Here is a 25,266-nt window from a genome sequence, read left to right as displayed (position 1 = left end):
GAGAACCGTGCGGCGACCACCGGTCCGCCCCCACTTGTCAGGTTGCTGTCGAGTCCGTCCCGCGCCTTCGGCATACCGCACCCGCTGTATGCCGAATTCCCCCCGTACGACCCTGGGAGGGCCCGCTCCTCCGCCCGGAGGGTGCCGTGGGGTACCGCCGGAGCCCCGTACCGTTGACGCATGGATCTTCGACTGACCGGGCTGCGACTGCGCGGGGCGCTGCGGCACAGGCCGCGGCGGACCCTCGCCGCCGTGGCCGCCGTCATCGTGCTCGCCGGTGCGGGCACCTGGACGGCCACCGCCTCGGACGAAGCGGCGCCGGTGAAGCGCACGGACCAGGCCATGGCCATGGGCGAGGGCGTCCGCATCGACACCTCGTACTTCACCTCCGGCGCCACCGGCCGCCGTCCCGCCGTCCTGCTCGGGCACGGCTTCGGCGGCAGCAAGAACGACGTACGACGCCAGGCCGAGGACCTCGCCCGCGACGGCTACGCGGTGCTCACCTGGTCGGCGCGCGGCTTCGGCGACTCGACCGGCAAGATCGGGCTGAACGACCCGAAGGCCGAGGTCGCCGACGTCTCCCGGCTGATCGACTGGCTCGCCGAGCGCCCCGAGGTCCAGCTGGACGCGAAGGGCGACCCGCGGGTGGGCGCCGCCGGCGCCTCCTACGGCGGCGCGATCGCCCTGCTGGCCGCCGGGTACGACGACCGGGTCGACGCCATCGCCCCGGCCATCACGTACTGGAACCTCGCGGACGCCCTCTTCCCGAACGGCGTGTTCAAGAAGCTCTGGGCCGGCCTCTTCTTCAACACCGGCGGCGGCTGCGCCAAGTTCGAGGCCGACCTGTGCGCGATGTACGACCGGGTCGCCGAGTCCGGGGAACCGGACGCGCAGGCGATCAAGCTCCTGGAGGAGCGCAGCCCCGAGGCCGTCGGCGACCGCATCAAGGTCCCCACGCTGCTGCTCCAGGGCCAGACCGACTCCCTCTTCCCGCTCGGCCAGGCCGACGCCGCCGCCAAGGCGATCAAGGCGGGCGGCGCGCCCGTCGACGTCGACTGGATCTCCGGCGGCCACGACGGCGGCGACATGGAGACCGGACGCGTCCAGTCCCGCGTCGAGGCGTGGTTCGACCGCTATCTGAAGGACGACAAGAGCGCCGACACCGGCTCCGCGTTCCGCGTCACCCGCACCCTCGGCGCCGGCTCCGGCGACGGCGAGTCCCGCCTGAGCGGCACCACCGCCGACACCTATCCCGGCCTGGACAGCGACCTCACGTCCATCGCCCTCACCGGACGCGAGCAGAGCTTCGTGAACCCGGCCGGCGCCAGCCCGCCCGCCCTCTCCGCCCTGCCCGGCATCGGCGGCGCCGCCGGCGGCCTCTCCCAGCTGTCCTCGCTCGGCGTGAGCCTGTCGCTGGACTTCCCCGGCCAGTTCGCCGCGTTCCAGTCGAAGCCCGTCACCGACGACCTCCAGATCACCGGCTCACCCACGGCCACCGTGCACGTGAAGTCCACCAGCGACGACGCCGTCCTCTTCGCCAAGGTGTACGACGTCGGCCCCGGCGGCGCCTCCCAGGTGCTGCCCTCCCAGCTCGTCCAGCCCGTCCGGGTGGAGGGCGCGAAGTCCGGCAAGGACGTGAAGCTCACCCTCCCGGCCATCGACCACGCACTCGACGACGGCCACAGCCTGCGCCTGGTCCTCGCCTCCACCGACCTCGGCTACGCCTCCCCGGCCGCCCCGGCGACGTACACCGTCTCCCTGAAGGGCGACCTGGAGGTGCCGACCCCGCTCGGCGGTGCCGACCGCTCGGACGTCCTGCCCGCCTGGGTCTGGTACCTGCCGATCGGCGGCGCGGCCGTCGCGGCCGCCCTGCTCGTCACCGGCCGCCGCCGCGTCGCGACGCCCGCCCCCGACCCGGCGCTCGCCGAGGTCCCGCTCCAGATCACCGACCTGAGCAAGAAGTACAAGAACGGCGACCGGTACAGCGTCCGCGACCTGTCCTTCCGCGTCGACAAGGGCCAGGTGCTCGGTCTCCTCGGCCCGAACGGCGCCGGCAAGACCACGACCCTGCGCATGCTGATGGGCCTGATCCAGCCGGACGGCGGCGAGATCCGCGTCTTCGGCCACGCGATCGTGCCGGGCGCGCCCGTCCTGTCCCGCGTCGGCGCCTTCGTCGAGGGCGCCGGCTTCCTCCCGCACCTGTCCGGCCGGGAGAACCTGGAGCTGTACTGGCGGGCCACCGGCCGCCCCGCCGAGGACGCCCACCTGGAGGAGGCGCTGGAGATCGCCGGTCTCGGCGACGCCCTCGCCCGCGCGGTGCGCACCTACTCCCAGGGCATGCGCCAGCGCCTGGCCATCGCCCAGGCCATGCTCGGCCTGCCCGACCTGCTGATCCTCGACGAGCCGACGAACGGACTCGACCCGCCGCAGATCCGCGAGATGCGCGAGGTGATGATCCGCTACGCCGCCGCCGGCCGTACCGTCATCGTCTCCAGCCATCTGCTGGCCGAGGTGGAGCAGACCTGCACCCATCTGGTCGTCATGGACCGCGGCAAGCTGGTCCAGGCGGGCCCGGTCGGTGAGATCGTCGGCTCCGGCGACACCCTGCTGGTCGGCACCTCCACCCCCGTGGAGGAACCCGTCGTCGACAAGATCGCCGCACTGCCGGGCATCGAGTCGGCCGTGCGCACCGACGACGGACTGGTCGTCCGCCTCGACGCGGACGGCAGCGCCCAGCGCCTGATCGCCGAGCTGGTCCGGCTGGAGGTCCCCGTCGACGCGGTCGGCCCCCACCGCCGCCTCGAAGACGCCTTCCTCACCCTGATCGGAGAGTCCGCATGAGCACGCTGGCCGAGCGTGCCGAGCACGCAGAGCCCGGCCGCACGGAACCCGGGCACCCGACCCCCGTCGAGGTCGCCGACGGCTACCGCGCGGGCCGCACCCTGCCCCTGCGGGTGGAGCTGGTCCGGCAGCTGAAGCGCAGGCGCACCCTGGTCATGGGCGGCATCCTGTTCGCCCTGCCGATCATCCTGGTCGTCGCCTTCCAGATCGGCGGCACCCCCGGCGAGGGCAACAACCGGATCAACCTGATGGACACGGCGACGGCGTCCGGGGCGAACTTCGCCGCGGTGAACCTCTTCGCCGCCGCCGGGTTCCTGCTGGTCATCCCGGTCGCGCTGTTCTGCGGCGACACGGTCGCCTCGGAGGCCAGCTGGTCCTCCCTGCGCTACCTCCTCGCCGCGCCCGTCCCCCGCGCCCGGCTGCTGTGGTCCAAGCTCGTCGTGGGCCTCACCCTCAGCCTCGCGGCGCTGGTGCTGCTCCCGGTCGTCGCCCTCGCCATCGGCACCGTCGCCTACGGCTGGGGCCCCCTGGTACTCCCCACGGGCGGCGAGCTGTCCTCCGGCGCCGCCGCCCAGGCCCTGGTGATCACCGTCGGGTACGTCTTCGTGTCCCAACTGGTCACCGCGGGCATGGCGTTCTGGCTCTCCACCCGCACCGACGCCCCGCTCGGCGCGGTCGGTGGCGCCGTCGGCCTCACCATCGTCGGCAATGTCCTCGACTCGGTGACCGCCCTCGGCGACTGGCGCCACTTCCTGCCGGCGCACTGGCAGTACGCCTGGCTGGACGTCGTCCGCCCGCAGCCCGAGTACACCGACATGATCCAGGGCGTCTCGGTCTCGGTGACCTACGCGCTGGTCCTGTTCGCCCTGGCCTTCCGCGGTTTCGGCCGCAAGGACGTGGTCTCGTAGGTCGACGGAGGATCACCCACCGGTCTCGGCGCCCCCCGCCGTGGCCGCTTCGACACCCGTCCACACCGCCCCGTACCGCACCTTCGGACCCCCTCGGCCGTCACGGTCACCACAGCCGCCCCACGACAGGGCGACGACGACGTGCCGAGGGGGCCCGATGCGCACACAGCCCGGCCCAGGGACGACGGACGACCGACCACCCGGCTCCTCGCCCTGGGCGCGGCCGGGGCGCTGCTCCTCACCGGCTGCGGCGCCGAAGCGGCGAGCGCGACTCCTCGTACGACGGCTCCGAGGGCCGGCGGCCGCACCGCCGGCGGCTTCCCGGCCCCCGCGCCCGACGCCCCCGCCGGACCGGCCTCCCGGCCGGCCCACCCTGCGCGAACTGTCCGTCCACGTCCGCGACCTGAACAGGGGCCGCGAGGACGGCCAACTGACCGACCCGGCGGACGCATTCAGGCGACTCGCACCCTGATGACATAGGACGCCGGGACGCCAGGACGTCAGGACGGCTCCCCGCACACCGAGGGCAGCGCCCGGACCAGCCCCTCCGCATGGAGCAGGTCCAGGCGGTGGGTGTACGCCGAGCGGATCGCCGCACGCCGCAGCCGGGGCGCGCAGGAGGCCCCGGCCCGGAGGGGTTCCGTCTCCGCCAGCGCGGTCAGCACCCCCGTCGTGATCCGGTCGAGCACGGGCCGCACCTCCTTCACGAGGTCCGGCCGCTCGGTCGGCCGCTCCCGCGGGTGCGCGTCCCAGCGGGCGTACAGGCCCCGCTGCACCAGCTTGTTCGCCTCGATCTGGTCCCGGAACACCGCGGTCACCGCCGCCGGGTCGAGCCCGAGCCCGGCCGCCCGCGCGGCCACGTCGTCGAGGATCGCCTTCTCCCGCACCGGATCGTCGATCGGCGTGCTCGTGCCGTACTTGGCCGCCGCGACCTTGTCGGCGACGAGCAGCCGCTGGGCGAGAAGGTCGGTCAGCACGGTGAGCGTCCGTGCCTCCGCGACCGTACGGGGAGGGGGAGCGGCGGGGGACTGGGCGACGGCCGGTACGGCACCGGAGAGCGCCACGGCGGACGTGACGCAGACGGATACCAGGACGGACCCGAGGCGGTGGGGGCGCATGATCCACACCTACCACGCGAACCCGACGGTTCGCCGGAGTCGGTCCCCACCATTGAAAAATCCTTACTTACCGGTAAGTTGACCCGTCGGTAATGAAATCGGTGGCCGGCCTCGGGGAGCCGTGATGGGTGTACGCAAGGACTTGAACCAGGCGAAGCGGCGCGCGGACCTCGCCGACCGCGTCACGGTCGAGGTGATCAGGGACGCACAGGGCGTGGTCCGTGAGGCGCGCACCGCGGCCCTCGCGCCCCGCCGGAGCGTCGGCAGCACCGCCGACCTCCCCTTCCGCAACGCGACCGAGGCCCCGGACGCCGTGGTCCTGCGCCGAGCCGACGCCCACGGCACGTTCCACCCCGTCACCGCCGCGTCCTTCGCCCGCGAGGTCACCGCCACCGCCAGGGGCCTGGTGGCGGCCGGCCTGGAACCGGGCGGCCGGGTCGCGCTCATGTCGCGCACCCGCTACGAGTGGACCGTCCTCGACTTCGCCGTCTGGGCGGCCGGCGGCCAGTCCGTCCCGATCTACGCCACGTCCTCACCGGACCAGATCGAGTGGATCGTCCGCGACTCCGGCGCCCGCTTCGTGATCGTCGAGACCCCCGAGAACGCGGCCGCCGTCGCCACCGCCACCGCCGCGCACTCCCGGCCCCCGCACGTCTGGCAGCTCGACGCAGGCGCCCTCGACGTGCTGGCCGACCTCGGCCGGAGCGTCCCGGAGGACGAGGTCGCCAAGCGACGCGCCGCCCTGACCCCGGACACGGCCGCGACCCTCTGCTACACCTCCGGCACCACCGGCCGTCCCAAGGGCTGCGTCCTCACCCACGCCAACCTGTACGCGGAGGCCGCCAACACGGTCGAACTCCTCCACCCGATCTTCAAGGAGATCACCGGCCAGGTCGCCTCCACCCTCCTCTTCCTGCCCCTCGCCCACATCCTCGGCCGCACCATCCAGATCGCCTGCCTGCTCGCCCGGATCGAGCTGGGCCACTGCCCGAGCATCAGGCCCGACGAACTGCGGCCCGCGCTCAAGAGGTTCCGCCCCACCTTCGTCGTCGGCGTCCCGTACCTCTTCGAGCGGATCCACGCCACCGGCCGCGCCACCGCCGAACGCATCGGCCGCGGCGCCTCCTTCGACCGCGCCCACCGCGTCGCCGTCCGCTTCGCCAAGGCGTACCTGGACAAGTTCCTCGACCGGGGCCCCGGCCCCACCCCCGGCCTGTTCGCCGCCTGGGCCCTGTACGACGCGCTGGTCTACCGCCGTATCCGGAGCGAGCTGGGCGGCCGTATGCGCTACGCCATCAGCGGCGGCTCCCCGCTCGACCGCGACCTCAACCACTTCTTCTACGCCGCGGGCATCATCGTCTACGAGGGCTACGGCCTCACCGAGACCACCGCGGCCGCCACGATCGTCCCGCCGCTCAAGCCCCGCCCCGGCACGGTCGGCCGGCCCGTCCCCGGCACCGCGATCCGCATCGCCGACGACGGCGAGGTCCTCATCAAGGGCGACATCGTCTTCGGCACCTACTGGAACGACCCGGTCGCCACCGACGCCGCCCTCACCGACGACTGGTTCGCCACCGGCGACCTGGGCGCCCTCGACGACGACGGCTACCTCACGATCACCGGCCGCAAGAAGGACATCCTCGTCACCTCCGGCGGCAAGAACGTCTCCCCGGCGGTCCTGGAGGACCGTCTCCGCAGCCGCCCACCGGTCGGCCAGTGCATCGTCGTCGGCGACAACCGGCCCTTCGTCGCCGCCCTGATCACCCTCGACCCGGAGGACGTCGGCCACTGGCTGCACGTGCGCGGGATGTCCCCGGACACCCCGCTCTCCGAGATCGTCGCCGACCCCCGGATGCGCGCGGAGGTCCAGAAAGCCGTCGACTACGCCAACCAGGCCGTCTCCCGCGCCGAGTCGATCCGTGAGTTCAAGCTGGTCGAGGGCGAGTTCAGCGAGGAGAACGGGCTGCTCACCCCGTCCATGAAGGTCAGGCGCCACCCCGTCACGGCGGCCTACGCGGCGGCCATCGAGTCGCTCTACGCGAAGAAGTGAGCCGAGGGGCCGTCACAGGCCCCGGAAACGGGACGGACCACCGACCGGACGCCGGCCGGGCAGGGCCGGACACGGAGAAGCGGGCCGCCGAGAAACTCGGCGACCCGCTCGCGCGGTTCCGCGGTCAGCCGCGCCGCGGTGTCAGCTCCGGTTGGCGCCGTTGCCCGACAGGACCGGGATGTTGTCCAGGATGTGCGAGAGCGGCTCGTCACCCTTGGCCTGGGTGGAGTTCTCGACGCACTGCTGGTTCTGCGGCGCGGACAGGATCGGCACGTCCTGCACGGCGGTGATCGGGATGAGGCCGGCGACCGAGCCGACGTTCACCTTGGCCGGCAGGCCGATGCAGGGCTTGTTCAGCGTGCCCTGGACCAGCGACAGCTGAGGGCTCATGTCCCCGTGCGTCTTCTGGTTGCCGTACTTCTGGACCGAGCCGTTGCCGTTGGCGGTGTTGACGCCCTCGTCGTTGCCGATCGCCAGCGCCGGAGCGGCGGCGGCGGCCGAGAGGCCGGCGACGGAGGCGGCGACGGCCGCGGTCGCCCACAGCTTCTTCATGTTCGTATGCCCTTTCGAGGAGCGGACTCCGATGCGGAGCCGCGTGAGGATCAACACCGCGCTGGACGGCGTGGTTGCGGGGTGTGCCCCGTTCGGCCCAGAGGCGACCGGGGCGCCACGTCAGCTCCGGTTGGCGCCGTTGCCCGACAGGACCGGGATGTTCGACAGGATGTGCGAGAGCGGCTCGTCACCCTTGGCCTGGGTGGAGTTCTCGACGCACTGCTGGTTCTGCGGCGCGGACAGGATCGGCACGTCCTGCACGGCCGTGATCGGGATGGCACCGATGACCGAGCCGACGTTGGCCTTGGCCGGGAGACCGATGCAGGGCTTGTTGAGCGAGCCCTGGATGAGCGCCATCTGCGGGCTCATGTTCCCGTAGGTGGCCTGGTTGCCGTAGATCTGCGCGGAGCCGTTGCCGTTGGCGGTGCTGACCCCGCCGTCGTTGCCGATCGCCAGCGCCTGGGGTGCGGCGGCGGCCGAGGCTCCGACGACGGAAGCGGCGATCGTCGCGGCGGCGAAAACCTTCTTGATCACTTGCTGGTCCCTTCTGAAGTAACCCCGTCCACCGGAGCGCACTGGACAACTGGCCGCGACCGGCTTGGTTCCTCCGAATCACCCTGATGGACCACGTGAATCACATTGTCATCAAGTCCACGAGCGGGTCTTTTCCCGTGATTTCCGGGGTGGTGAGGGCCATCCGGGTGAACGCCCGCAACCAATGCATCCGACTCGGGTTGAGGTGGACGCAAGATTGTGTGGCGCTGCCATGAAAGGACCGGATAAATGCTCAAGAAGGCAATGGTCGCGACCGTGCTCGCGGCTTCCGCCGTCGGTGTCTCGGCGGCGGCCGCGCCCCAGGCGCTCGCCATCGGCAATGACGAGGGCGTCAGCACCGCCAACGGGAACGGTGCCGAGCAGTCGTACGGGAACGCCTCCACGAAGGGCGACATGAGCCCTCAGGCCTCGCTGGTCCAGGGCTCCCTCAACAAGCTCTGTGTCGGCCTGCCGGTCAAGGCCAACGTCGGCTCGGTCATCGGTGCCATCCCGATCACCGCCGTCCAGGACGTTCCGGTCCTCTCGGCCCCGCAGAACCAGCAGTGCGCGGAGAACTCCACGCAGGCCAAGGGTGACGAGCCGCTCTCGCACATCCTGTCGAACATCCCGGTGCTCTCCGGCAACGGCGCCAACCGGAGCTGACCGAAGGAATCCGAACGCGGCTCGGGCCGCCCGTGCGAAAGACGCGCGGGCGGCCCGAGCCCTTCGCGTGCGTACGGTTCCTGAGCCGTTCGAGCGACGGCCGACACGCCGTTCGTTCTCATCTGTGAGTCGTTCGGGTGAATTACCCGACGCCTCGCGTTCCTCAGTTTCTTCCGGTGTCTATTCCTCGTTTCACAGGCTGCAGGTCATGATGCGGGCCGTCCATGCTGTGTCCGCTCGGTTTCGACCGTCAAACGAGGCATGACCGCAGAGAAGGGAAATGACGTGAAGCTCAAGAAGAGCGCTGCTGTCGTCGCCGGCGCGATCATGGCCGTGGGTGCCGCGAGCCCGGCCATGGCCGACTCCGAGGCCCAGGGTGCCGCCATCGGTTCGCCGGGTGTCCTGTCGGGCAACGTGGTCCAGGTTCCGGTCCACATCCCGGTCAACGTCTGCGGGAACACCATCAGCGTCATCGGGCTGCTGAACCCCGCGTTCGGGAACGTCTGCGTCAACGACTGACGTCGTAGCGCATCGGGCCAGCCGCTCGGCTGTGCCACAGCCGGTCTCGGGATGCCTTCATCGGCTCCGGGGCCGGCTTTTCCCACTTCTTCGAGCAGGAAGAACACGAGATTGCGACAGACCCTGAGCAAGGGAATGGTCGTGGCCGCCGCGACGACGGGTCTTCTGACCCTCTACGCCACTCCGGTGCTCGCGGATTCGAGCGCGCACGGGGCCACTTCGAGCTCGTCCGGCGTCGTGTCGGGCAACACGGCGCAGGCGCCGGTGACCCTCCCGGTGAACGCCTGCGGCAATTCCGTCGACGTCGTCGGCATCGTCAACCCGGCGACGGGCAACGGCTGCGCCACCAAGGACGCCACGAAGGCCGCCGAACCCTCCGCGCCTGCCCACCGCGACGATCAGGGACACGAGGACGCCGGCGGCTACGGCGACCGCGAGGACGCCGGCGGGCACGGAGACGAGGGTGGCTACGGGGAGGAGGGTGGCTACGGCGACGACGGTGGCTACGGCGACGAGGGCGAGCACGGCGGCGGTTACGGTGACACGCCGGGCGGCTACGGCGACAGCCCCGGCTACGGCGACACCCCACCGGACAAGCCTCCGGTCGACAAGCCTCCGGTGGACAAACCGCCCACGGACAAGCCTCCGGTCGACAAGCCCCCCGTGGACAAGCCTCCGGTCGACAAGCCGCCGACCGACAAGCCCCCCGTGGACAAGCCGCCGGTGGACAAGCCCCCCACCGACACGCCCCCGACGCACCGGCCTCCGAGCCTGGCGGACACCGGCAGTGACACGGAGACCCTGGTCGGGATGTCGGCCGCGAGTCTGGGGCTGATCCTGGGCGGCGGCATCCTGTACCGCCGGGGCAGGGCGGCCTCGGATCGCTGAGCCGGGGCCGGGTGCCGGACGCGCCGCATGCGCCCGGCACCCGTGCCCGTCACAGCCCGGCGGTCGAGGCCAGGCCTGTCCTCGCCCCCGGCACCGGGGCCGGCCCGCCGGGCACCCCCGAGCGCAGCCGCCGCCGGACGCCCCGCACGAGGGTGTCCGCCGTGAACGTCGCGCCGTGCACGAAGCGCATCGCGGGGCCGAAACCGGACGCGGTGGTCAGGCCCGCGAAGAACAGGCCGGGCACGGAGGACTCGAAGTCCCGTCCGACCGCGGGGGAGCCGTCGGGCAGGGGCGCCAGAGCGGCCCGTACGTCGTCCGCGAGCAGGCCGATCCGCGCGCAGGTCGCCCGGAAGCCCGTGGCGGCGATCACGTGGTCGGTGTCCAGCGACGTCAGCTCGCCGCCGCGGCCCACCGTCTCCAGCCGTACGGCACCGCCCGTCTCGTACGCGACCGCGACCTCCTGACCGAGCCGTACCTCGACGGCCGGTTCGACCCGGTCGCGCACCCACCAGGCGCCCGCCGGGCCCAGCGCCTCGCTCGCGATCCGCATGCGCCGTGCCTCGGGCAGCCGCCGGTACCAGCCGGGCCGTTCCGCGTAGAACCAGTTGCGCCAGCCGCAGCCGAGACCGCTGTGCGGGGCGCGCAGCGCGTCGCGCCGGGCACGCGCCAGGGGCGGCGGCACCTCGTTCCAGCGCAGCGCGGCGGCCCGCGCCAGCACCCGGACCCGGGTGCCCTGCTCGGCCAGGAGCGCCGCCGTCTCAAGGGCGGCCTGCCCGGCGCCGATCACCGTGACGTCCTGGCCGCGGAAACGGCCCAGGTCGTGGTGGTGGCTGCTGTGGGAGACACGCTCGGGGCCCAGCCCGCGGAAGGCGGAGGGGATGTCGATGAACGGGACGACACCGATCGCCAGGGCCACCGTGCGGGCGCGGACCGTCTCGCCGTCGTCCAGCAGCGCCTCGAAACCGCCGCAGCGCCGCTGAAGGCGGGTCACCGTCCGCTCGTCCACGGGCGGTACGGCGTTGCGGGCGAACCACAGGCCGTACGAGGCGAAGACGCCGACCGGCACGGGGCGGCCGTGGCCCCCCTCGACGCCCTGCTCGGCGCAGTACACGTCCAGCCGCCAACGGCCCTCGGGGTCCGACAGGTTGGAGGCCCAGGGCTCGGACTTCAGGAACATGCCGGGCGGCATGTGGTCCCGCCAGGACGCCATGGGGCGGCCGAGCACACGCAGGCTCAGCCCGGCTGCCGCGGCATGGGACGCGATGGACAGGCCGTACGGGCCGGCGCCCACCACCAGCAGGTCGTACATCAGTGGCTGCTCGCTCTCTCGGTCGCGTCGTGGGTCGGGTCGTGCGGGGCGGGGACGGGCAGGGGCGGGCGGGCCGTGCGGGGCGCCAGCAGACGACCGAGGCTGTGGCGGGTCCACAGCGGCCAGAGCGCCGCGCCCGGCCCCAGGTCGTCCCTGGCGTGCCAGGCCAGCTCGCGGGGTTGGGGGAGGAGGACGGCCAGCGGGGCGTAGTTCTCCACCACGAACGTCCGCCCCGGCACCGGCGCCCCCTGCGGGACCGGCCGGCCGGTGAGGTCGAGGTGCAGCGCGCGGACCACGTCGACACCGGCCGTGTCGGCGAACAGCCGGAACTGGGCGCCGGGGCGCGGGTTGAAGTCGAGCAGGTGGTACGCGCCGGTCGCGCCGTCACGGCGGAAGTCCAGGTCGAACACGCCCCGGTAGCCGAGCGCGTCGACCAGCCGCTCGGCGAGGTCCCGGACCTGCGGGTTCGGCGTCCAGCGGCCGACGGTGGTCAGACCGGCGCCGGGCGGCCACGCGCGCAGCTTGCGTCCCGGGCCGCCGCCCCGCACCGCCCCGCCGCGGTCGGCGTACCCGTGGAAGAACCAGTCGCGGTCCGGGCCCGGCGGCAGGAACGCCTGGAGCAGCAGACGGCTGCCCGCCCGTGCCGTACGCCGGTACAGCGCGGCGGCCTCCCCGGCCGTGCGCACCACCACGGTGCTGCGCAGCCCCTCCCCGGCGGGCAGCAGCCACGGCCGGGACCACTTGGCCACCACCGGCAGACCCAGTTCGCGGGCGGCCGCGGCCGCCTCGGGGGCGCTGCCGGGCAGTGCGGTCGCCGGGTGCGGGATGCCGAGGCGGGCGCACAGACCGGCCAGTTCGGCCTTGTCGGCGACCTGTTCGGCGAGGCCGGCGGGGGCGGCAGGCAGGAGATAGCCGTACGACAGCTGCTCGCGGAGTAGTGCGGCGGCGACGGCGCTCGCGTCGTCCAGCGGCACCAACAGGGCCGGACGGGACAGGCGTTCGGCGACGCGGCGCAGGACGGCGGCGAACTCGTCGAGGGCCGCGCCCGGCGGTGGCGGGGCGTGGATCCCGGCGAGGAAGCGCGTGCCGCCCACGGGACTTCCCGCGCAGTCGGCGACCAGATGCACCTCCACACCGGCCCGGCCGAGGGAACGCACGGCCCCGAGGGTTCCGTGGTGAAACGGATTGGGGTCGGTCCGCAGCAGAACGGCCGGGACACGGGTGTCGAGCGGTGGCACGGACATCTCCTTGGGGCTTCGCACATGTCATTCGGATCGGGTCACCCGTGCGGGCGATCCGCCCACCCGAAGGCACGAGCCCCGGTTGGCGGAATTCACATTCGTATGACTGATTGTCAATAGGTGGAAATCGGCGGCGGAAAGCAGCGAAGTGAGAAAAGCGAAGAGAGGAGCGCACATGGCTCCACATCAGGGGCGCGCCCGGCACGGGCGGCCCCGCAAGAGGTGGCTGGCGCTGATCGCGGCCGGTGCGGTGACGTCGATGGCCCTCGCGTCGGTCCCGGTGTACGCCGTGGGCGCCGTCGTGCGGGTGACCGACCCTCCGGTGCCGGTGGCGCCGGCCGCCGTGACACCGGCCGCCGTGACACCGTCACCGGTCCCCGGCGTGGTCGTGCCCCCGGCGCCCGCCCCGTCCGTCACTCCGTCCCCGACCTCACCCGGGCAGGCCACGCCGTCACGGACACCGTCGTCCGCCGAGGAACCACCCGCGTTCGGCGCCTATCTGCACTACGGCCCCCGCGGTGTCGCCCGGATCGCCGAGCTGAGCCGCTGGCTGGGCGGCTCGGAGCTGCGGGTGGCGCACACGTACCTGCCGGGTGACCGCTGGTCCAACATCGAGGGCCTGCCCGGCTTCCTCGACTCCTGGGCCGAGTGGCGGCGGGCCCAGGAGGACCGCCTGTTCGTCCTCAACGTCCCCATGATGGAGCGCAACGAGGAGGGCGTCCCCGACGAGGAGGTCCGCCAGCTGCTGCGCCGCGCCGCCTCCGGCGCGTTCGACCACCACTTCCGCAGGCTCGCGGAGCGGCTGGTCCAACTGAAGGTGCCGGACACGGTGATCGTGCTCGGCTGGGAGATGAACGGCATCACGTACACCCATCGCTGCGGGCCGGACCCGGAGAGCTGGAAGAAGTACTGGAACAGGATCGTCACCACGATGCGCGCGGTGCCGGGCCAGAGATTCAAGTTCGACTGGACGCCGAACCGCGGCCGGGACGCCATTCCCTGGACCCAGTGCTATCCGGGGGACGACACGGTCGACATCATCGGCATGGACTCCTACGACCAGCCCCGCGGAATGGCCTTCGACGAGCAGGTGACGGAGCCGTACGGCCTTCAGGCGCACGTCGATTTCGCGAAGGAGCACAAGAAGCCCATCTCATATGCGGAATGGGGACTCTTCCGCAACGGCGACAACCCGGAGTACATGCGGCGCATGCTCGCCTGGATGGACCAGCACAAGCCGTACTACAACACGGTGACGGACTACTGCCCGCACGGTGTGTGGCAGTGCGGCACCAACCCGAGGGCGTCCGAGGTCTACCGTTCGATCCTCTCCGGACGCGGCGCACCGAAGCCGCCGGTGACCCCGACGCCGACCCCGACCCCGACACCGGCCGAGCCCGTCCCGACGACCCCGGTACGGCCGCCGAACTGCTCGCCGCTGGAACTGGGCGACTGGGTGGAGTACTGGATCGGCGGCAAGCTCTGCGTCCGCACGGACTGGTGGGAGCGCTACCGGTGACCCGGCGGTGGCGGCGGGCCGTTCACCGCCCGTCGCCACCGCGTTCCCTCCGCTCCGCGTCCCGTCGGCCTCCGCGGGGCCGGTCCTGCTCCGGGGCCGGCCGCTCGCCCCGTTCCCCGCGCTCCCGCTCCGCGGCGCGCTCCCGCCGGTCGCGGACGAATTCCCTGCCGCGTTCACGGGCCGCCGCGTCGCAGGCGACCGCCGACAGGATCGGGGCGGTGCGCCGGCGGGCGAGCAGCAGCCGCTGGTTGACGACGGTGTCGGGACGCCAGCGCAACTTGTACGGTTCGGCGCCGCGCAGCAGGCTCAGCACCTGCCGGGAGCCGGTGGCGGCCTGCGTGGCGCTGGAGTCCAGCAGCATCGTGGCGACGTCCGCCTTGCGTTCCCGCAGCCCCGGGTGGGCGCCGTAGAGGTAGCCGCCCGCCAGCCGCCGGGACAGCAGGGTGACGTCGACGGCCATGACGTCGCCACCCAGCCGGAACTCGGTGACCACGGCGTCCCCGGAGCGCACCATCGGCCCCACCGAGCGGGCCAGGTGCTCGGAGAACCGGGGCCGCATGTGCTCGGTGGTCACCTTGCGGTCCTGCCACTGCAGCCGGTGCAGGTCCAGCATGGTCCGCAGGGCGGGGCCCACCTCGTCGTGGCCCACGGCGCGCGGCACGATGCCGAGATCGCCCAGCTTGCGGATCTTGGCCCGGACGCGCTGGGCGCGGGAGCCCGGCAGCCGCTTGAGCAGCTCGTCCATGGGCTGCGCGGGCAGCTCCAGACAGACCGAGTCGGCGATCCTCCGCCGGGGCCCCTGCCAGTGCTCGTAGATCCGTTCGACGGCGGCGCCGGGCCGGACCTCGCGGAAGTCGATCAGCGCGGTCCGCGCGGCGGCCGACAGTCCCTCGGTGAGCGCGGCCGACGCCCGGTCGGTGTCCTCGTCGTCGACCAGCACGTCGGCGAAGTCGGAGATCGGGTGCCCGAGCGGGAGCAGACACGGCAGGGGCCTCCGGACCAGCATGAGCGGCGCGGCGGCCCGCAACTCGGCGCCGTCGCGGACCAGGACGAGCCGCAGCCGCCCCGGTCTGCCGTACGACAGCCACCAGGAGTGCAGCCAAGCGTGGGTCTGGAACGGGGTGGCCGTGCAGCACCGCCGGTACAGACGGTCCCAGGCGTCGGCCAGCTCGCCGAACTCGTGCTCGTCGGTGCAGAGTTCGGCACGCAGGGCGCGGCGGTCCGCCACCATGAGCGGCGCGGTGGTCACAGCTGTCCATGGGCGTCGACGGCGACCGCGGGGCCCGGCACGGAGGCCGCGGGCGCGGTCCGCGGCGTGCGGCGGGGGCGGACCAGCAGCGCGAGCCCGCCGAGCAGCCCGCCCGCGGCGGCGCCCACCAGGCCGGTCACCGCCGCCGACGCCGAGGACGCCTCGGTCGGCCGGGTGGCGCGGGCGAACTGCTGCAGCTCGACGCGCGTTGACTTGCCGGCGTCGTTCGCGTGCCGGGTCAGCGCCCGCGACACCGCGTTGGCCATGTCGGCGGCGACGTCCGGTCGTGCGGAGGTCGCGGACACGGCGACCATCGGCGCGTCCGGCGAGGTCGCCGTCCGCACGTTCTCCCTCAGCGTGGACACCGGCACCCCCGCCCACACCTGGGCGTCCCCGAGCACCGCGAGCTGGGTGGCCACCCGCCCGTAGGCCTGCGCGAAACCGAGCGCGCTCTGCGGGTCCGACCCCTCGGTGGGCACGGCGACGACATAGCTGGTGGCGGTGTACACGGGCGGCGTCAGCACGCCGTACGCGCCACCGGCCACGCCGCCGATGAGGGCGCCGGCGGCGAGCAGGGACCAGGGGGGCAGGGTCCGCAGGCGCGGCAGGGGGGCCGCACCACGGCCGGCGCTGTCGGTCATGGTCGTACGGTCGGGGGTACGGTCGGTCATTCGGACTTCACTCCCAGGGACGGGGTCGGCGAGGGCGTGGGGGAGACGGCGGCCGCGTACACCTTCATGAGCTGGGCGGCGCTGCGGGTGATGCAGTAGTGCTGGGCGGCGGCGGGCGCGGCACGGTCGCGCGGGCCCCGCGCGCGGACGTCCAGCAGGGCGCGTACGAACGACTCGGCGCCCCCTTGGACGCGGCGGGCGCCGACGGTCGCCTCCGGCGGCAGGTCCTCGATCGCCGGGCAGGAGACGTAGAGCACGGGCAGCCCGGACGCCATGGCCTCCACCACCGCCAGCCCGAAGGCCTCCTCGGCGCTGGGCGAGGCGAGCACGTCCATGGCGTTCATCAGGGAGGGCAGATCGGCGCCGGGGGAGCCCGCGGCCGGGCGCTCCCCGGTCAGCAGCACCCGGTCGGCGACCCCGGTCCGCTGGGCGGCCCGCCGCAGCGTGCTCTCCTCGGGGCCGCCGCCGACGAGCAGTAGCCAGCAGTCGTCCGGCAACTGGGCCGCCGCCCGGACCAGCACGTCGAACCGCTTGCCCGCCGCGAGCCGTCCGACGCCGCCGACGACGTAAGCGCCCTGCGGCAGCCCGAGCCGCCGCCGGGTCCGCTCGCGCAGGGCCGCGTCGAAGCGGAACCCGGCGAGGTCGACGCCGTTGGGGACGACGACGGTCCGCGGGCCCGGTACGCCCCAGCGCTCCAGCCGCTCCGCGACCGTGGGCGAGACGGCGACCGTCGCCCGGCCCAGCCGCTCGCTGGCCAGATACAGCGCGCGGACCCCGCCGGACAGCTTGCGCCCCTCCATCTGCGAGTCGCCGAGCGAGTGCTCGGTGGCGACCACGGCCCGCACCCCGGCCAGCCGGGCGGCGACCCGGCCGTAGACGCAGGCCCGGTAGAGATGGGTGTGGACGAGGTCGTAGCCGCCCCTGCGGATCTCCCGCACCAGCCGGGGCAGGGCCGCGAGGTCCCGGTTGCCGCTCATGCCGAGGTGGGTGACGCGGACGCCGTCCGCCCTCAGGCCGTCGGCGACCGGGCCCGGATTGGTGAGCGTCACCACGTCGCACTCGACCGGCAGATGACGCAGCAGCAGCCGCAGTTGCTGCTCCGCGCCCCCGACGCCGAGCCCGGTGATGATGTGCAGCGCCTTCACGACGGACTCAGACCCCCTCGACCGGCCGGCGCCGCCACCGGTGCAGCTTCCGCTTCAGCAGCAGCCGTACGGCGGTGTCCTCCTCGCCGATGTGCACCCGCGGCAGGGCGAACGGGCCGTTCAGCGGGCCGGGGTCGATCGCGCAGGCGTACGCGTAACCGGCGTCCCGCACGGCGTCGGCGGCCCGCTGGTCGAGGGTGCCGTACGGATAGCAGAAGCCCTGGACGGGAGCACCGGTCAGCTCCGAGAGCAGCGCTCTGCTCTCGGCGGTCTCGGCCCGCAGGGTCGCGTCGTCCGCCTTCGTGAGGTCGACGTGGGTCAGCCCGTGCGAACCGATCTCCACGCCCTCGGTGGCGGCGGCCTCCCTGATGCCCTCCGCGTCCAGCAGCGGCTTGCGGGGGCCCAGCGGGTCCCAGGCGTTCTCCCCGCCCAGCCGTCCCGGCAGCACGAAGAGGGTCGCCCCGAAGCCGTGCGCCCGCAGCCGCGGCAGCGCCGCCTCCACGAAGTCGGTGTACCCGTCGTCGAAGGTCAGCCCCACCAGGTCCGCTCCCTCGCCGCGGGCGCGCGCGGCGAGCAACTCGGCCACGCCGACCCCGCGCAGCCCGCGGCGGCGCAGCCACCCGAGCTGCGCGTCGAGCCGTTCGGGCGAGACGGTGATGCGGTACGGGTCGTCGGAGCAGTCGCCGACGGAGTGGTACATGGCCACCCAGAGAGCGGCCGGGGCGGCCGGCTCTGGGGCGGCGGTGAGCGGTGTGCGCTCAGCGGAGACGGGCATGAGAGAGCCTTCGTGTGACGGAACGGAGTGCGGGGGCGACGCCTGAGGCGCCCATGGCCGAGGCCAGCAGGACGAAGACGAGGAGGACGACCGAGCCGCCGACGGCCAGGCCGAGGACCGGGGAATCGATCCGCCCGGCGCAGTACATGCCGACCGCGCCCGCGGCCAGGGCAGCCCGCACCGGCCTGCTCATCTCCGCCACGACCTGCCGGGTGCGGATCGGCACCGCCCGTCCGCGCATGCCGTGCAGCAGGAGCAGCGCGCTGACGGTGATGCCGGCGGCGTTGGCGGCGGCGATCCCGAGGACCCCCCACGAGCCGACGGTCGCCGTGCCGATCCACGAGGTGGTGACGAGACCGGCGGCCATCGCGGCCAGCGGGTACCAGGTGGGCCGTCCGGCGGAGAAGTAGGAGCGGACCAGCGCGCTCACCAGGGCGTGTCCGAGCAGCCCGAGCGCGTACACCCGCATCACGGCGGCGGTCGCGGCGGTGTCCTCGCCGGTGAAGGCGCCCCGCTGGAAGAGCAGTTCGATGATCTGGGGGGCGCACGCGACGATCGCCGCCGCGCCCAGCAGCACGACGCACGACACAAGCGCCAGGTCCTTCTCCACCCGGTTGCGGGCCCGCTCGGTGTCGCCCTCGGCCATCGCCTGCGCCACCACCGGGAGGGTGACGGTGCACAGCATCAGCGAGAACGTCATCGGGATCTGCGCGACCTTCTGGGCGTAGTTGAGGTGCGAGATGGCCCCGGCGGGCAGCGTCGAGGCGAGGAACCGTTCGATGAGCACCTGGGACTGCCGGCACAGCGCGAAGAGCAGCACGGTGGCGATGAGCGTGAACTCCACGGGGCGGGCCGCGTGGGAACCGGAACCGGGCTCGGATCCGGCCCCGGAACCGGATTTGGTGCCGGCCTCTGCCTCGATCCCGGCCTCGGCCCTGGACCCGGTTCCGGGCCCGGCCCCGGAACCGGAGCCGGAAACGGGTTCGGAGGCAGGTTCGGAGGCGGGGGCGGCGTCGGCGTCGGTCCCGGAGGAGGGTGGAGCCCCGGGGGCGGGGGCGGGCGTGGAGTGGGGCACGAGGGCGGGTGCGGCGTCGGTGCCGAGGGCCGCGGGCGCGCCCGTGGTGGCCCGTTCCTCCGTGGCGGTCCGCGTCTTCCGGCGCAGTTGCCGCAGGAGCGACGGCAGCTGGGTGAGGATCATCAACCCGCCGCCCACGGCGACCCCGACGGCCGCGGCCCGCACGCCCCAGCGCCCGCCGAGCACGAACATCGCCGTGATGATCGCGGTGTTGTACGCCACGTAGATCGCCGCGGGCGCCACGAACCGGCGGTGCGCGCGCAGGGCCGCGCTGCAGTAGCCGGCCAGGCCGAAGGTGAGCACACAGGTGCCGGTCAGCCGGGTGCAGTCGACGGCGAGCCGGTGGTTGGGCAGACCGGGGGCGAGCACCTCGACCAGATAGGGCGCGCCGAGGATCAGCAGCGTGGCCGCCGCCGCGAAGGCCAGCGTCAGCCGGGGGAGCGTCGTCGCGACCAGGGAGCGCACCGGGTCGCCCGTGCCGCCCCGCGCCCGCCGGGCCACGGCCACACTGAACGCCGGCACCAGCACGAACGCCATGCCGTCCTCGATCAGCAGGGTCGCAGCGAACTCCGGCACGGTCCAGGCCACCAGGAAGGCGTCCGTCTCGCTGCCGGCCCCGAACAGATACGACAGGGCCTGGTCCCGGCCGAGCCCCAGCAGCGCCGCCGCGGCCGTGAGCGCCGCCGTGACGAGGGTGGCCTTGGCGAGGAACCGGCCGGTGGGCGGCGCGACCTCCGGGGGCATGGGCGACCGGGCGCCCGGGACCACCGCTCTGGTGGCCTTGTCGCCGACCGCGTCGCCCGCGGCGGAGACCGGAGGGACCGGGGGTGGCGAGGGGACCGGGGGAGGTGTCGGCGTCATCGCGCTCCGGCCCCTTCCGGGACGCGGGCCGGCACGGCCCCGGCCGGGGGCACGGCGCCCGCGGCGGTCCTGTCCGCCAGCGCCCACCAGGCCACCAGCCCGAAGCACACGGCCGTCAGCACGGTCGTGGGCCCGCCGATGTCGGCGTACCCGAAGTCGACCAGCACCCAGGCGATCAGCCCGCAGGCGACGAGCCCGCAGTCGAGCCCGCCCCGCCGGCCGCCGGGCGACCGCCGCACCCGCACCAGTCCGCGCAGCCCGCACACGGCGAGCGCCAGCCAGCTCCCGGCCAGTGTCACCAGCCCGACGAGCCCCTGCTCGCTCAGCACCAGCAGGTACATGTTGTGCGGCGACAGCAGCGGCTGCTTCTGGTACGCCGTACCGGCGCCCGCGATGTCGCTGCCGGACGACAGAGCCAGCGAGGCGTGGCCGTCCCGGTGCTCGGGGAAGCCCTTCAACCCGACACCCGTCAGGGGCTGTTCGCGCCACATGCCGACGGCGGCGGCCCACATCGTGTACCGGTCGGTGACCGACTGGTCCGGCGCGTCGGCGACCCGCGTGATGCTGCTGATGCGCTCCTGCAGCATCTGCGACCCGATCCCGAGCCCGCCGACGAGGACGACACCCACGGCGGCGACGACGGCGAAGACCCCGACGGCCCGCCGCAGCCCGGCCAGCACCACCTGGAGTCCGCACGCCACCGCCGTGGCGATCCACGCGCCCCGGCTGAACGACACCGCGAGCGGCAGCACCAGCAGCACCGAGCAGACCAGCGCCCAGACCCGCTGCCGCGCCGAGGCGGGCGCCAGCGCCAGCCCCACCGAGCAGACCAGCCCCAGCGACACCACGGTCGCCATCCCCATGACGTCCCCTGCACCGAAGGTCCCCACGGCGCGGATGTCCTCACCGGCGTAACTGGCCCCGGTCCCGGTGGCGTACTGGTGCGCGCCGACGGCGCCCTCCCACAGCGCCAGCCCCACGAACGACCACGCCACCGTCCGGAAACCGTCCCGGCCGCGGACGCTCATCAGCACCGCCGCCGGGACCAGCACGAAGATCTGGAGGTACCGGCCGAGCCCGGCCGTCCCGGCCCCCGGGTCGGCCGCCCCGGCCGCCGCCAGCGCCAGCCCCGCCACGGGCAGCCCGAGCACCACCGCCGCGGTACGCGACAGGGTGCGCCGCCGGTCGCGCAGCAGCCGTACGGCGCACCACAGCACCAGCAGCCCGGAGACGGCGTCGGCCGGGGTCGCGCCGCCCTCGGCGCCGGGAGTGACCGGCAGGGCGAGCGCGGCCACGACGGCGACCACGGGCAGGACGGGCGCGGCAGCGCGCAGAGACGTCACGGTCAGCTCCCCGTGGGACGGACGAGCGCGGCCGCCGTGCGCAGCAGGATGCAGAAGTCCTGCCACAGCGACCAGTTGTCGATGTACGCGTTGTCGAAGCGGGCCCTGTCCTCGATGGAGGTGTCACCGCGCAACCCGGTGACCTGGGCGAGCCCGGTGATCCCGGTCCGCATCCGGTGGCGGGCCGCGTAGCCCGGATACATCTGGCCGAACTTCCCGACGAAATAGGGCCGTTCCGGCCGTGGCCCGACCAGGCTCATGTCGCCGCGCAGCACGTTCCACAGCTGGAGCAGCTCGTCCAGCGAACTCCGCCGCAGGAAACGGCAGAACCAGCCCATCTCCCGGTCGTTCGCCACGCTCCACCGGGTCGCCGCCTCGTGCGCGTCGACCGGGCGGTGGGTGCGGAACTTCAGCAGCGTGAACGGCATGCCGTCCCGTCCGATCCGCTCCTGCCGGAACACCACACCGGGCCCCTCGCTCAGCCTCAGCACCACCGCGCACACCAGCAGCAGCGGACTCACCATCAGCAGCAGCGCACCCGACACGGCGACGTCCAACGCCCTTTTCCCGAATGGCTCCCGACGCGACGTCAGCTCCAGTCGCCGGCAGGCGAACCCGGCGAGCAGCTCCGTCGAGCCGTCCCTGCCGTACGCGGGGACCTGGGCGTCCACCTCCCACAGCGCGCACCCGTCGGCCTCCAGCGAGCGCAGCAGCGGGGCGCGTTCGGTGCGGGAGCCGACGACGAGCACGGCCCGCACACTGTTCTGCACGACCGCCCGCCGCACCTCCTCGGCCGTCGTCAGCACCGGCAGCCCTTCGCCCCCGCCCGGCTGGTCGGCGACGACACCCACCGGGCGCAGTCCGCACGACGGGTGCCGCTGGAACGCGGCGGCCACCCGCTGCGCGGTCGCGGCCGGGCCCACCACCAGGGCCGTGCCGGGCCGCCGGACCAGGGTCCGGCGCCGCAGCCAGTGGACCGCGCCCCGGCCCGCGCACGCGGCCGCCGACTGCAGCGTGCAGCCGAGCGCCAGCTCCTGCGCGGACAGCGCGTGGTCGGGTGAGTACGCGGCGACGCCGGCGCCGAGGGCGCACCAGCCGAGCACGATCCGGGCGCACACGACGGGCAGTTCGTCGAGCACGGCGGGCACGGCGGGCGGCCGGTACAGGCCCGCCCGCGAGTTCAGCCACGCCACGACCAGTATCAGGGCGGCGACCATCAACGGCCGCCCGGGCGTCCGGTCGCCGGTGAGCGCCAGGACCGCGATGAGCGCGGCCGTGCCGTCGACGGCGAGCAGCGGCAGCCCCGTGGGGCGCCGGGCGGGCCGCCGGCCCACAGGGAGGGCGAGACCGCCGACGGCCTCGCGCGGCGGCACGACGGACACGGTCGTGCCCGCGAACTCGCGTTGCTGTCCACCGGTGGAGGGGACGGTGCTTTCGGTGCTTTCCGCAGTCACGTCTGAATCGACTCCCTGCACTCGGTGGCTTCCACGCACCCGTCGTCCGCACCGCCGAGCAGTTCGCGGTACACGCCCGCGACGGCTCCGGTCATGTGCCGCACGTCGTGCGTGGTCAGTACGTGATGGCGCCCCTGCCGGCCGAGTGACTCGCGCAGCGGCGGATCGAGCAGCAGCCCGGTGATCGCCCCGGCGAGCGCGGCCGGATCCTCTGCGGGCACCGGCTCCTGCCCCGGTGGCAGGCTCTCGCGGGCCCCGTCCACATCGGTGAGGACGACGGGCCGCCCGCACGCCATCGCCTCCAGCGGTGCCAGTGCCATGCCCTCCCACCGGGACGGCAGCACCACCACGTCGGCGGCCTGGCACCACGGCACGGTGTCCGCGACACCCCCGGCGAACAGCACACCCTCGGGCGCGAGGGCCCGCAGCCGTTCGCCGTCCGGCCCGTCCCCGACGAGCACGAGCCGCGCGCCCGGCACCCCGCGCCGCACGGTCTCCCATGCCGCCAGGAGCACGTCCTGCCCCTTCTGCCGGCACAGCCGCCCCACGCACACCACCAGCGGAGCGTCGGCCCCTGCCTCGGCGAGCAGCGGAATCCCGGCCCGTACGGCGGCCGCGTCGGCCGGCCGGAAACGCCCGGTGTCGACCCCGTTGGGGATCACCGACCACCGCGCGCGCACCCCGGACCGCTCCCCGGTCGCCCGTTCCGCCGCACTGACGCACACCACCCGCGAGGCCCAACGTGCCCCCGCCCGCTCCCATCCGAGCGCCAGCGCCCCCAGGGCGCCGCCGACCGCCTCGAACGACCAGGCGTGCGGCTGGAAGACCGTCGGGACGCGTCCCCGGACCGCGAGCCGGCCCGCCAGTCCCGCCTTCGCGCTGTGCGCGTGCACGAGCTGGGGCCGCACGTCGTCCACCACGCGCCGCAGTCGCCGCACCTCGGAGGCGAGACCCGGCCCCGGCGACCGGGTCGCCGCCCAGTGCCGTACGTCCGCGCCGAGCGCGCGCAGGGCCGGGGCGAGCGGACCGTCGGGGCAGGCCACCGAGACCCGCAGACCCTCGGCGAGCTGTGCCCGCACCAGGTCCGTCAAGACCCGGGCGACCCCGCCGTCGACCGGCTGGGTGAGGTGCAGGACCCGCGACGGAGGGTCGGATGGTGACAGGTGCATGCGCGTTCCTCGCTCATGGGCGGCGCCTGACGGCGCACGTCACTGCTTGGCGTCGACGGCGACGAAGAGCGCCCCGACCCAGGCCGCGTCCCGCTGCGAAACGATCCGGAAGGCCAACTGGTCACCGCCGCGCCGGATTCCGTCGCCCAGTTCGAGAACGTCCGAGTCGTAGCCGAGCGTGTTGGAGTACGCGGGCGTACGCCGCACACCGGCCGTTCCAGGCCCGCTGATCGTGGAGTTCAGTACGTCGTCCGCCGGGTTGGCCGCGTCGTGCAGCGCGACGGCCGCGCCCTGACCGGTCGAAACGGTGAGCGAATCGCCCGTGCGGCCCCGGTCCCCGTTGTAGGCCACCAGACCCACCTGGCCGCGCGCCCGCTTCGGGAACGCCGGTCCGCGCATCCCGATCCGCTGCTCCCCGCCCTTCGCGAGCGCGTCGAAGCCGTCCCACATCGCCAGGTGCCGCAGCGGCTCGGCGGGGTTCTCGTACGCCACCATCAGCGTCCATCCGCCCCAGGCTCCGGCCGCCGAGCGGCCCATGGCCACGTTGACCTGCGCCACCGTGTAGAGCCCGGAACCGCTGGACCGCACCAGCCGGGTCACGTCCGCCGACGCCTGGTAGGCGTCCGCGCCGCGCGCCACCCGGTGCCCGACCACGTTGTCCGCCAGCACCTCCTTGTACTGGCCGCCCGGCTCCGCGATCAGCACCCGCCCGTTGTCCTTCGGCGGCTTCTGCTCACCGACCCGCAGGTTCCCGCCCCAGTACAGCCGCGCGTACGACACCCGCGCGCCCCGCGGCAGCCGGACCTCGCCGCGGCTGGAGTTGTAGGTGTTTGGGTCCCGGTCGACGTCGATGTAGAACATGTCGAAGTCGCCGTTCACCCCCGTACGGCCCGCACGCGCCGCGCTGCAGGACGAGTCCCCCGGCAGGGGCGCCGGCACGGACGGGACACGGCAGGTGATGGAGGAGTTGGCCGCGCGGACGATCCCGCCGTGCTGCACCGCCCGGTAGCGCTCCGTGAAGGCCAGCCGCTCGGCCTCCGGCGCGGGCGGCGCCTGCGGCGCGGCCGTCGCGGGGGCGCCGACGGCCCACAGGGCGGTCGCGGTCAGCGCGCAACAGCCCGCCATCGCACGGCGCAGCAGATGACCCGGGTGAATTCGCATGTCCGACGGTGCCCTTTCGGGAGCTCGTTCTCAGTGCATGGGGCAAGCCGCGGATCGTCGTGGAAACGGGCGGAACTCGGCGGATCACGGGGGGAAATCGACGCATCGTGCACGGGCCGCGGCGGCCTCGGGAGGTGCGCAACTCTATCCCGCTATTGGTATTTATCGGCGAAACGCACCAAGTGTGTCGGAATGGTGAAACACGGCTTTCGTGAGATCAC

At 73.7% G+C, this 25,266-nt stretch carries 21 protein-coding genes; 7 read left to right on the top strand and 14 right to left on the bottom strand.

Annotated features, from left to right (window positions below; all coding sequences use genetic code 11):
* The first annotated feature begins 180 nt into the window (after nt 1–180).
* Complete coding sequence (locus tag GSY65_RS12860; protein ID WP_159767458.1) at nt 181–2,841, top strand: alpha/beta fold hydrolase; 2,661 nt, start codon at nt 181–183, stop codon at nt 2,839–2,841.
* On the top strand, nt 2,838–3,749 hold the full coding sequence (locus GSY65_RS12855) for an ABC transporter permease (protein WP_201452526.1): 912 nt from the start codon (nt 2,838–2,840) through the stop codon (nt 3,747–3,749). The genes GSY65_RS12860 and GSY65_RS12855 overlap by 4 nt, the downstream gene beginning before the upstream one ends.
* A 500-nt stretch (nt 3,750–4,249) precedes the next feature.
* Here GSY65_RS12855 and GSY65_RS12850 read toward each other — a convergent pair whose 3' ends face one another.
* Complete coding sequence (locus GSY65_RS12850) at nt 4,250–4,867, bottom strand: chorismate mutase (protein WP_159767455.1); 618 nt, start codon at nt 4,865–4,867, stop codon at nt 4,250–4,252.
* Nucleotides 4,868–4,991: 124 nt separating this feature from the next.
* On the opposite strand from GSY65_RS12850, the gene GSY65_RS12845 reads away from it, so the two are divergent.
* Nucleotides 4,992–6,917, top strand: a complete 1,926-nt coding sequence (locus tag GSY65_RS12845) for an AMP-dependent synthetase/ligase (RefSeq protein WP_159767454.1) — start codon at nt 4,992–4,994, stop codon at nt 6,915–6,917.
* Nucleotides 6,918–7,058: 141 nt separating this feature from the next.
* Here the strand turns inward: GSY65_RS12845 and GSY65_RS12840 are convergent, their stop codons facing one another.
* A complete protein-coding gene (locus GSY65_RS12840; protein WP_159767452.1) occupies nt 7,059–7,469 on the bottom strand; it encodes a rodlin in 411 nt (136 codons plus the stop codon).
* Nucleotides 7,470–7,589: 120 nt separating this feature from the next.
* A complete protein-coding gene (locus tag GSY65_RS12835) occupies nt 7,590–8,003 on the bottom strand; it encodes a rodlin (protein ID WP_159767450.1) in 414 nt (137 codons plus the stop codon).
* Nucleotides 8,004–8,252: 249 nt separating this feature from the next.
* Here GSY65_RS12835 and GSY65_RS12830 point away from each other — a divergent pair, with 249 nt between their 5' ends.
* The 3 genes from GSY65_RS12830 (at nt 8,253) to GSY65_RS34490 (ending at nt 10,073) form a co-directional block, all read left to right on the top strand.
* Nucleotides 8,253–8,666, top strand: coding sequence for a rodlin (locus GSY65_RS12830; RefSeq protein ID WP_159767449.1), 414 nt, complete (start codon nt 8,253–8,255; stop codon nt 8,664–8,666).
* Between the two features lie 261 nt (nt 8,667–8,927).
* Nucleotides 8,928–9,185, top strand: a complete 258-nt coding sequence (locus tag GSY65_RS12825; RefSeq protein WP_159767448.1) for a chaplin — start codon at nt 8,928–8,930, stop codon at nt 9,183–9,185.
* 111 nt (nt 9,186–9,296) lie between these two features.
* Nucleotides 9,297–10,073 carry a chaplin gene (locus tag GSY65_RS34490; protein ID WP_159767447.1) on the top strand — a complete coding sequence of 259 codons (777 nt, stop codon included), beginning with the start codon at nt 9,297–9,299 and terminating at the stop codon, nt 10,071–10,073.
* Between the two features lie 49 nt (nt 10,074–10,122).
* On the opposite strand, the gene GSY65_RS12815 is transcribed toward GSY65_RS34490, so the two are convergent.
* Complete coding sequence (locus GSY65_RS12815; RefSeq protein WP_159767446.1) at nt 10,123–11,382, bottom strand: NAD(P)-binding domain-containing protein; 1,260 nt, start codon at nt 11,380–11,382, stop codon at nt 10,123–10,125.
* A complete protein-coding gene (locus tag GSY65_RS12810; protein WP_159767445.1) occupies nt 11,382–12,626 on the bottom strand; it encodes a carboxylate--amine ligase in 1,245 nt (414 codons plus the stop codon). Before GSY65_RS12810 ends, GSY65_RS12815 begins: the two co-directional genes overlap by 1 nt.
* A 172-nt stretch (nt 12,627–12,798) precedes the next feature.
* Between GSY65_RS12810 and GSY65_RS12805 the strand changes: the two genes are divergently transcribed.
* Nucleotides 12,799–14,142 carry a glycoside hydrolase family 26 protein gene (locus tag GSY65_RS12805; RefSeq protein WP_201452525.1) on the top strand — a complete coding sequence of 448 codons (1,344 nt, stop codon included), beginning with the start codon at nt 12,799–12,801 and terminating at the stop codon, nt 14,140–14,142.
* A 22-nt stretch (nt 14,143–14,164) separates the two neighbouring features.
* On the opposite strand, the gene GSY65_RS12800 is transcribed toward GSY65_RS12805, so the two are convergent.
* The 9 genes from GSY65_RS12800 to GSY65_RS12760 are packed head-to-tail and all read right to left on the bottom strand — an operon-like array spanning nt 14,165 to nt 25,045.
* Nucleotides 14,165–15,373: a GNAT family N-acetyltransferase gene (locus GSY65_RS12800; protein WP_159775871.1), complete on the bottom strand. Its 1,209-nt coding sequence runs from the start codon at nt 15,371–15,373 to the stop codon at nt 14,165–14,167.
* Between the two features lie 14 nt (nt 15,374–15,387).
* Nucleotides 15,388–16,062 carry a lipopolysaccharide biosynthesis protein gene (locus tag GSY65_RS12795; RefSeq protein ID WP_159767444.1) on the bottom strand — a complete coding sequence of 225 codons (675 nt, stop codon included), beginning with the start codon at nt 16,060–16,062 and terminating at the stop codon, nt 15,388–15,390.
* On the bottom strand, nt 16,059–17,207 hold the full coding sequence (locus tag GSY65_RS12790; RefSeq protein WP_159767443.1) for a glycosyltransferase: 1,149 nt from the start codon (nt 17,205–17,207) through the stop codon (nt 16,059–16,061). Before GSY65_RS12790 ends, GSY65_RS12795 begins: the two co-directional genes overlap by 4 nt.
* A gap of 7 nt (nt 17,208–17,214) precedes the next feature.
* A complete protein-coding gene (locus tag GSY65_RS12785) occupies nt 17,215–17,907 on the bottom strand; it encodes a polysaccharide deacetylase family protein (protein ID WP_159775869.1) in 693 nt (230 codons plus the stop codon).
* A gap of 58 nt (nt 17,908–17,965) precedes the next feature.
* Entirely contained in the window at nt 17,966–19,918 is a 1,953-nt protein-coding gene (murJ, locus tag GSY65_RS12780) for a murein biosynthesis integral membrane protein MurJ (RefSeq protein WP_159767442.1), read from the bottom strand.
* Entirely contained in the window at nt 19,915–21,252 is a 1,338-nt protein-coding gene (locus GSY65_RS12775; RefSeq protein ID WP_159775867.1) for an O-antigen ligase family protein, read from the bottom strand. Before GSY65_RS12775 ends, murJ begins: the two co-directional genes overlap by 4 nt.
* Nucleotides 21,253–21,263: 11 nt before the next feature.
* The gene (locus GSY65_RS12770) at nt 21,264–22,715 is read right to left on the bottom strand and encodes an exopolysaccharide biosynthesis polyprenyl glycosylphosphotransferase (RefSeq protein ID WP_236579765.1); all 1,452 of its coding nucleotides are present in this window, start codon (nt 22,713–22,715) and stop codon (nt 21,264–21,266) included.
* Entirely contained in the window at nt 22,712–23,884 is a 1,173-nt protein-coding gene (locus GSY65_RS12765) for a glycosyltransferase family 4 protein (RefSeq protein WP_159767440.1), read from the bottom strand. The genes GSY65_RS12770 and GSY65_RS12765 overlap by 4 nt, the downstream gene beginning before the upstream one ends.
* A gap of 39 nt (nt 23,885–23,923) precedes the next feature.
* Nucleotides 23,924–25,045, bottom strand: coding sequence for a DUF3344 domain-containing protein (locus GSY65_RS12760; protein ID WP_201452524.1), 1,122 nt, complete (start codon nt 25,043–25,045; stop codon nt 23,924–23,926).
* Nucleotides 25,046–25,266: the final 221 nt, after the last annotated feature.

Source organism: Streptomyces sp. HM190, from assembly GCF_009857135.1.
GTDB lineage: Bacteria > Actinomycetota > Actinomycetes > Streptomycetales > Streptomycetaceae > Streptomyces > Streptomyces heilongjiangensis.
This window is presented reverse-complemented; position numbering and strand designations above follow the sequence as displayed.

Excerpts from the sequence above, each read along its gene's own strand:
- GSY65_RS12860 (WP_159767458.1), top strand. The coding sequence starts at position 181 with ATGGATCTTCGACTGACCGGGCTGCGACTGCGCGGGGCGCTGCGGCAC.
- GSY65_RS12855 (WP_201452526.1), top strand. The coding sequence starts at position 2,838 with ATGAGCACGCTGGCCGAGCGTGCCGAGCACGCAGAGCCCGGCCGCACG.
- GSY65_RS12850 (WP_159767455.1), bottom strand. The coding sequence starts at position 4,867 with ATGCGCCCCCACCGCCTCGGGTCCGTCCTGGTATCCGTCTGCGTCACG.
- GSY65_RS12845 (WP_159767454.1), top strand. The coding sequence starts at position 4,992 with ATGGGTGTACGCAAGGACTTGAACCAGGCGAAGCGGCGCGCGGACCTC.
- GSY65_RS12840 (WP_159767452.1), bottom strand. The coding sequence starts at position 7,469 with ATGAAGAAGCTGTGGGCGACCGCGGCCGTCGCCGCCTCCGTCGCCGGC.
- GSY65_RS12830 (WP_159767449.1), top strand. The coding sequence starts at position 8,253 with ATGCTCAAGAAGGCAATGGTCGCGACCGTGCTCGCGGCTTCCGCCGTC.
- GSY65_RS12825 (WP_159767448.1), top strand. The coding sequence starts at position 8,928 with ATGACCGCAGAGAAGGGAAATGACGTGAAGCTCAAGAAGAGCGCTGCT.
- GSY65_RS12815 (WP_159767446.1), bottom strand. The coding sequence starts at position 11,382 with ATGTACGACCTGCTGGTGGTGGGCGCCGGCCCGTACGGCCTGTCCATC.
- GSY65_RS12810 (WP_159767445.1), bottom strand. The coding sequence starts at position 12,626 with ATGTCCGTGCCACCGCTCGACACCCGTGTCCCGGCCGTTCTGCTGCGG.
- GSY65_RS12805 (WP_201452525.1), top strand. The coding sequence starts at position 12,799 with ATGGCTCCACATCAGGGGCGCGCCCGGCACGGGCGGCCCCGCAAGAGG.
- GSY65_RS12800 (WP_159775871.1), bottom strand. The coding sequence starts at position 15,373 with ATGGTGGCGGACCGCCGCGCCCTGCGTGCCGAACTCTGCACCGACGAG.
- GSY65_RS12795 (WP_159767444.1), bottom strand. The coding sequence starts at position 16,062 with ATGACCGACCGTACCCCCGACCGTACGACCATGACCGACAGCGCCGGC.
- GSY65_RS12785 (WP_159775869.1), bottom strand. The coding sequence starts at position 17,907 with ATGTACCACTCCGTCGGCGACTGCTCCGACGACCCGTACCGCATCACC.
- murJ (WP_159767442.1), bottom strand. The coding sequence starts at position 19,918 with ATGACGCCGACACCTCCCCCGGTCCCCTCGCCACCCCCGGTCCCTCCG.
- GSY65_RS12765 (WP_159767440.1), bottom strand. The coding sequence starts at position 23,884 with ATGCACCTGTCACCATCCGACCCTCCGTCGCGGGTCCTGCACCTCACC.
- GSY65_RS12760 (WP_201452524.1), bottom strand. The coding sequence starts at position 25,045 with ATGCGAATTCACCCGGGTCATCTGCTGCGCCGTGCGATGGCGGGCTGT.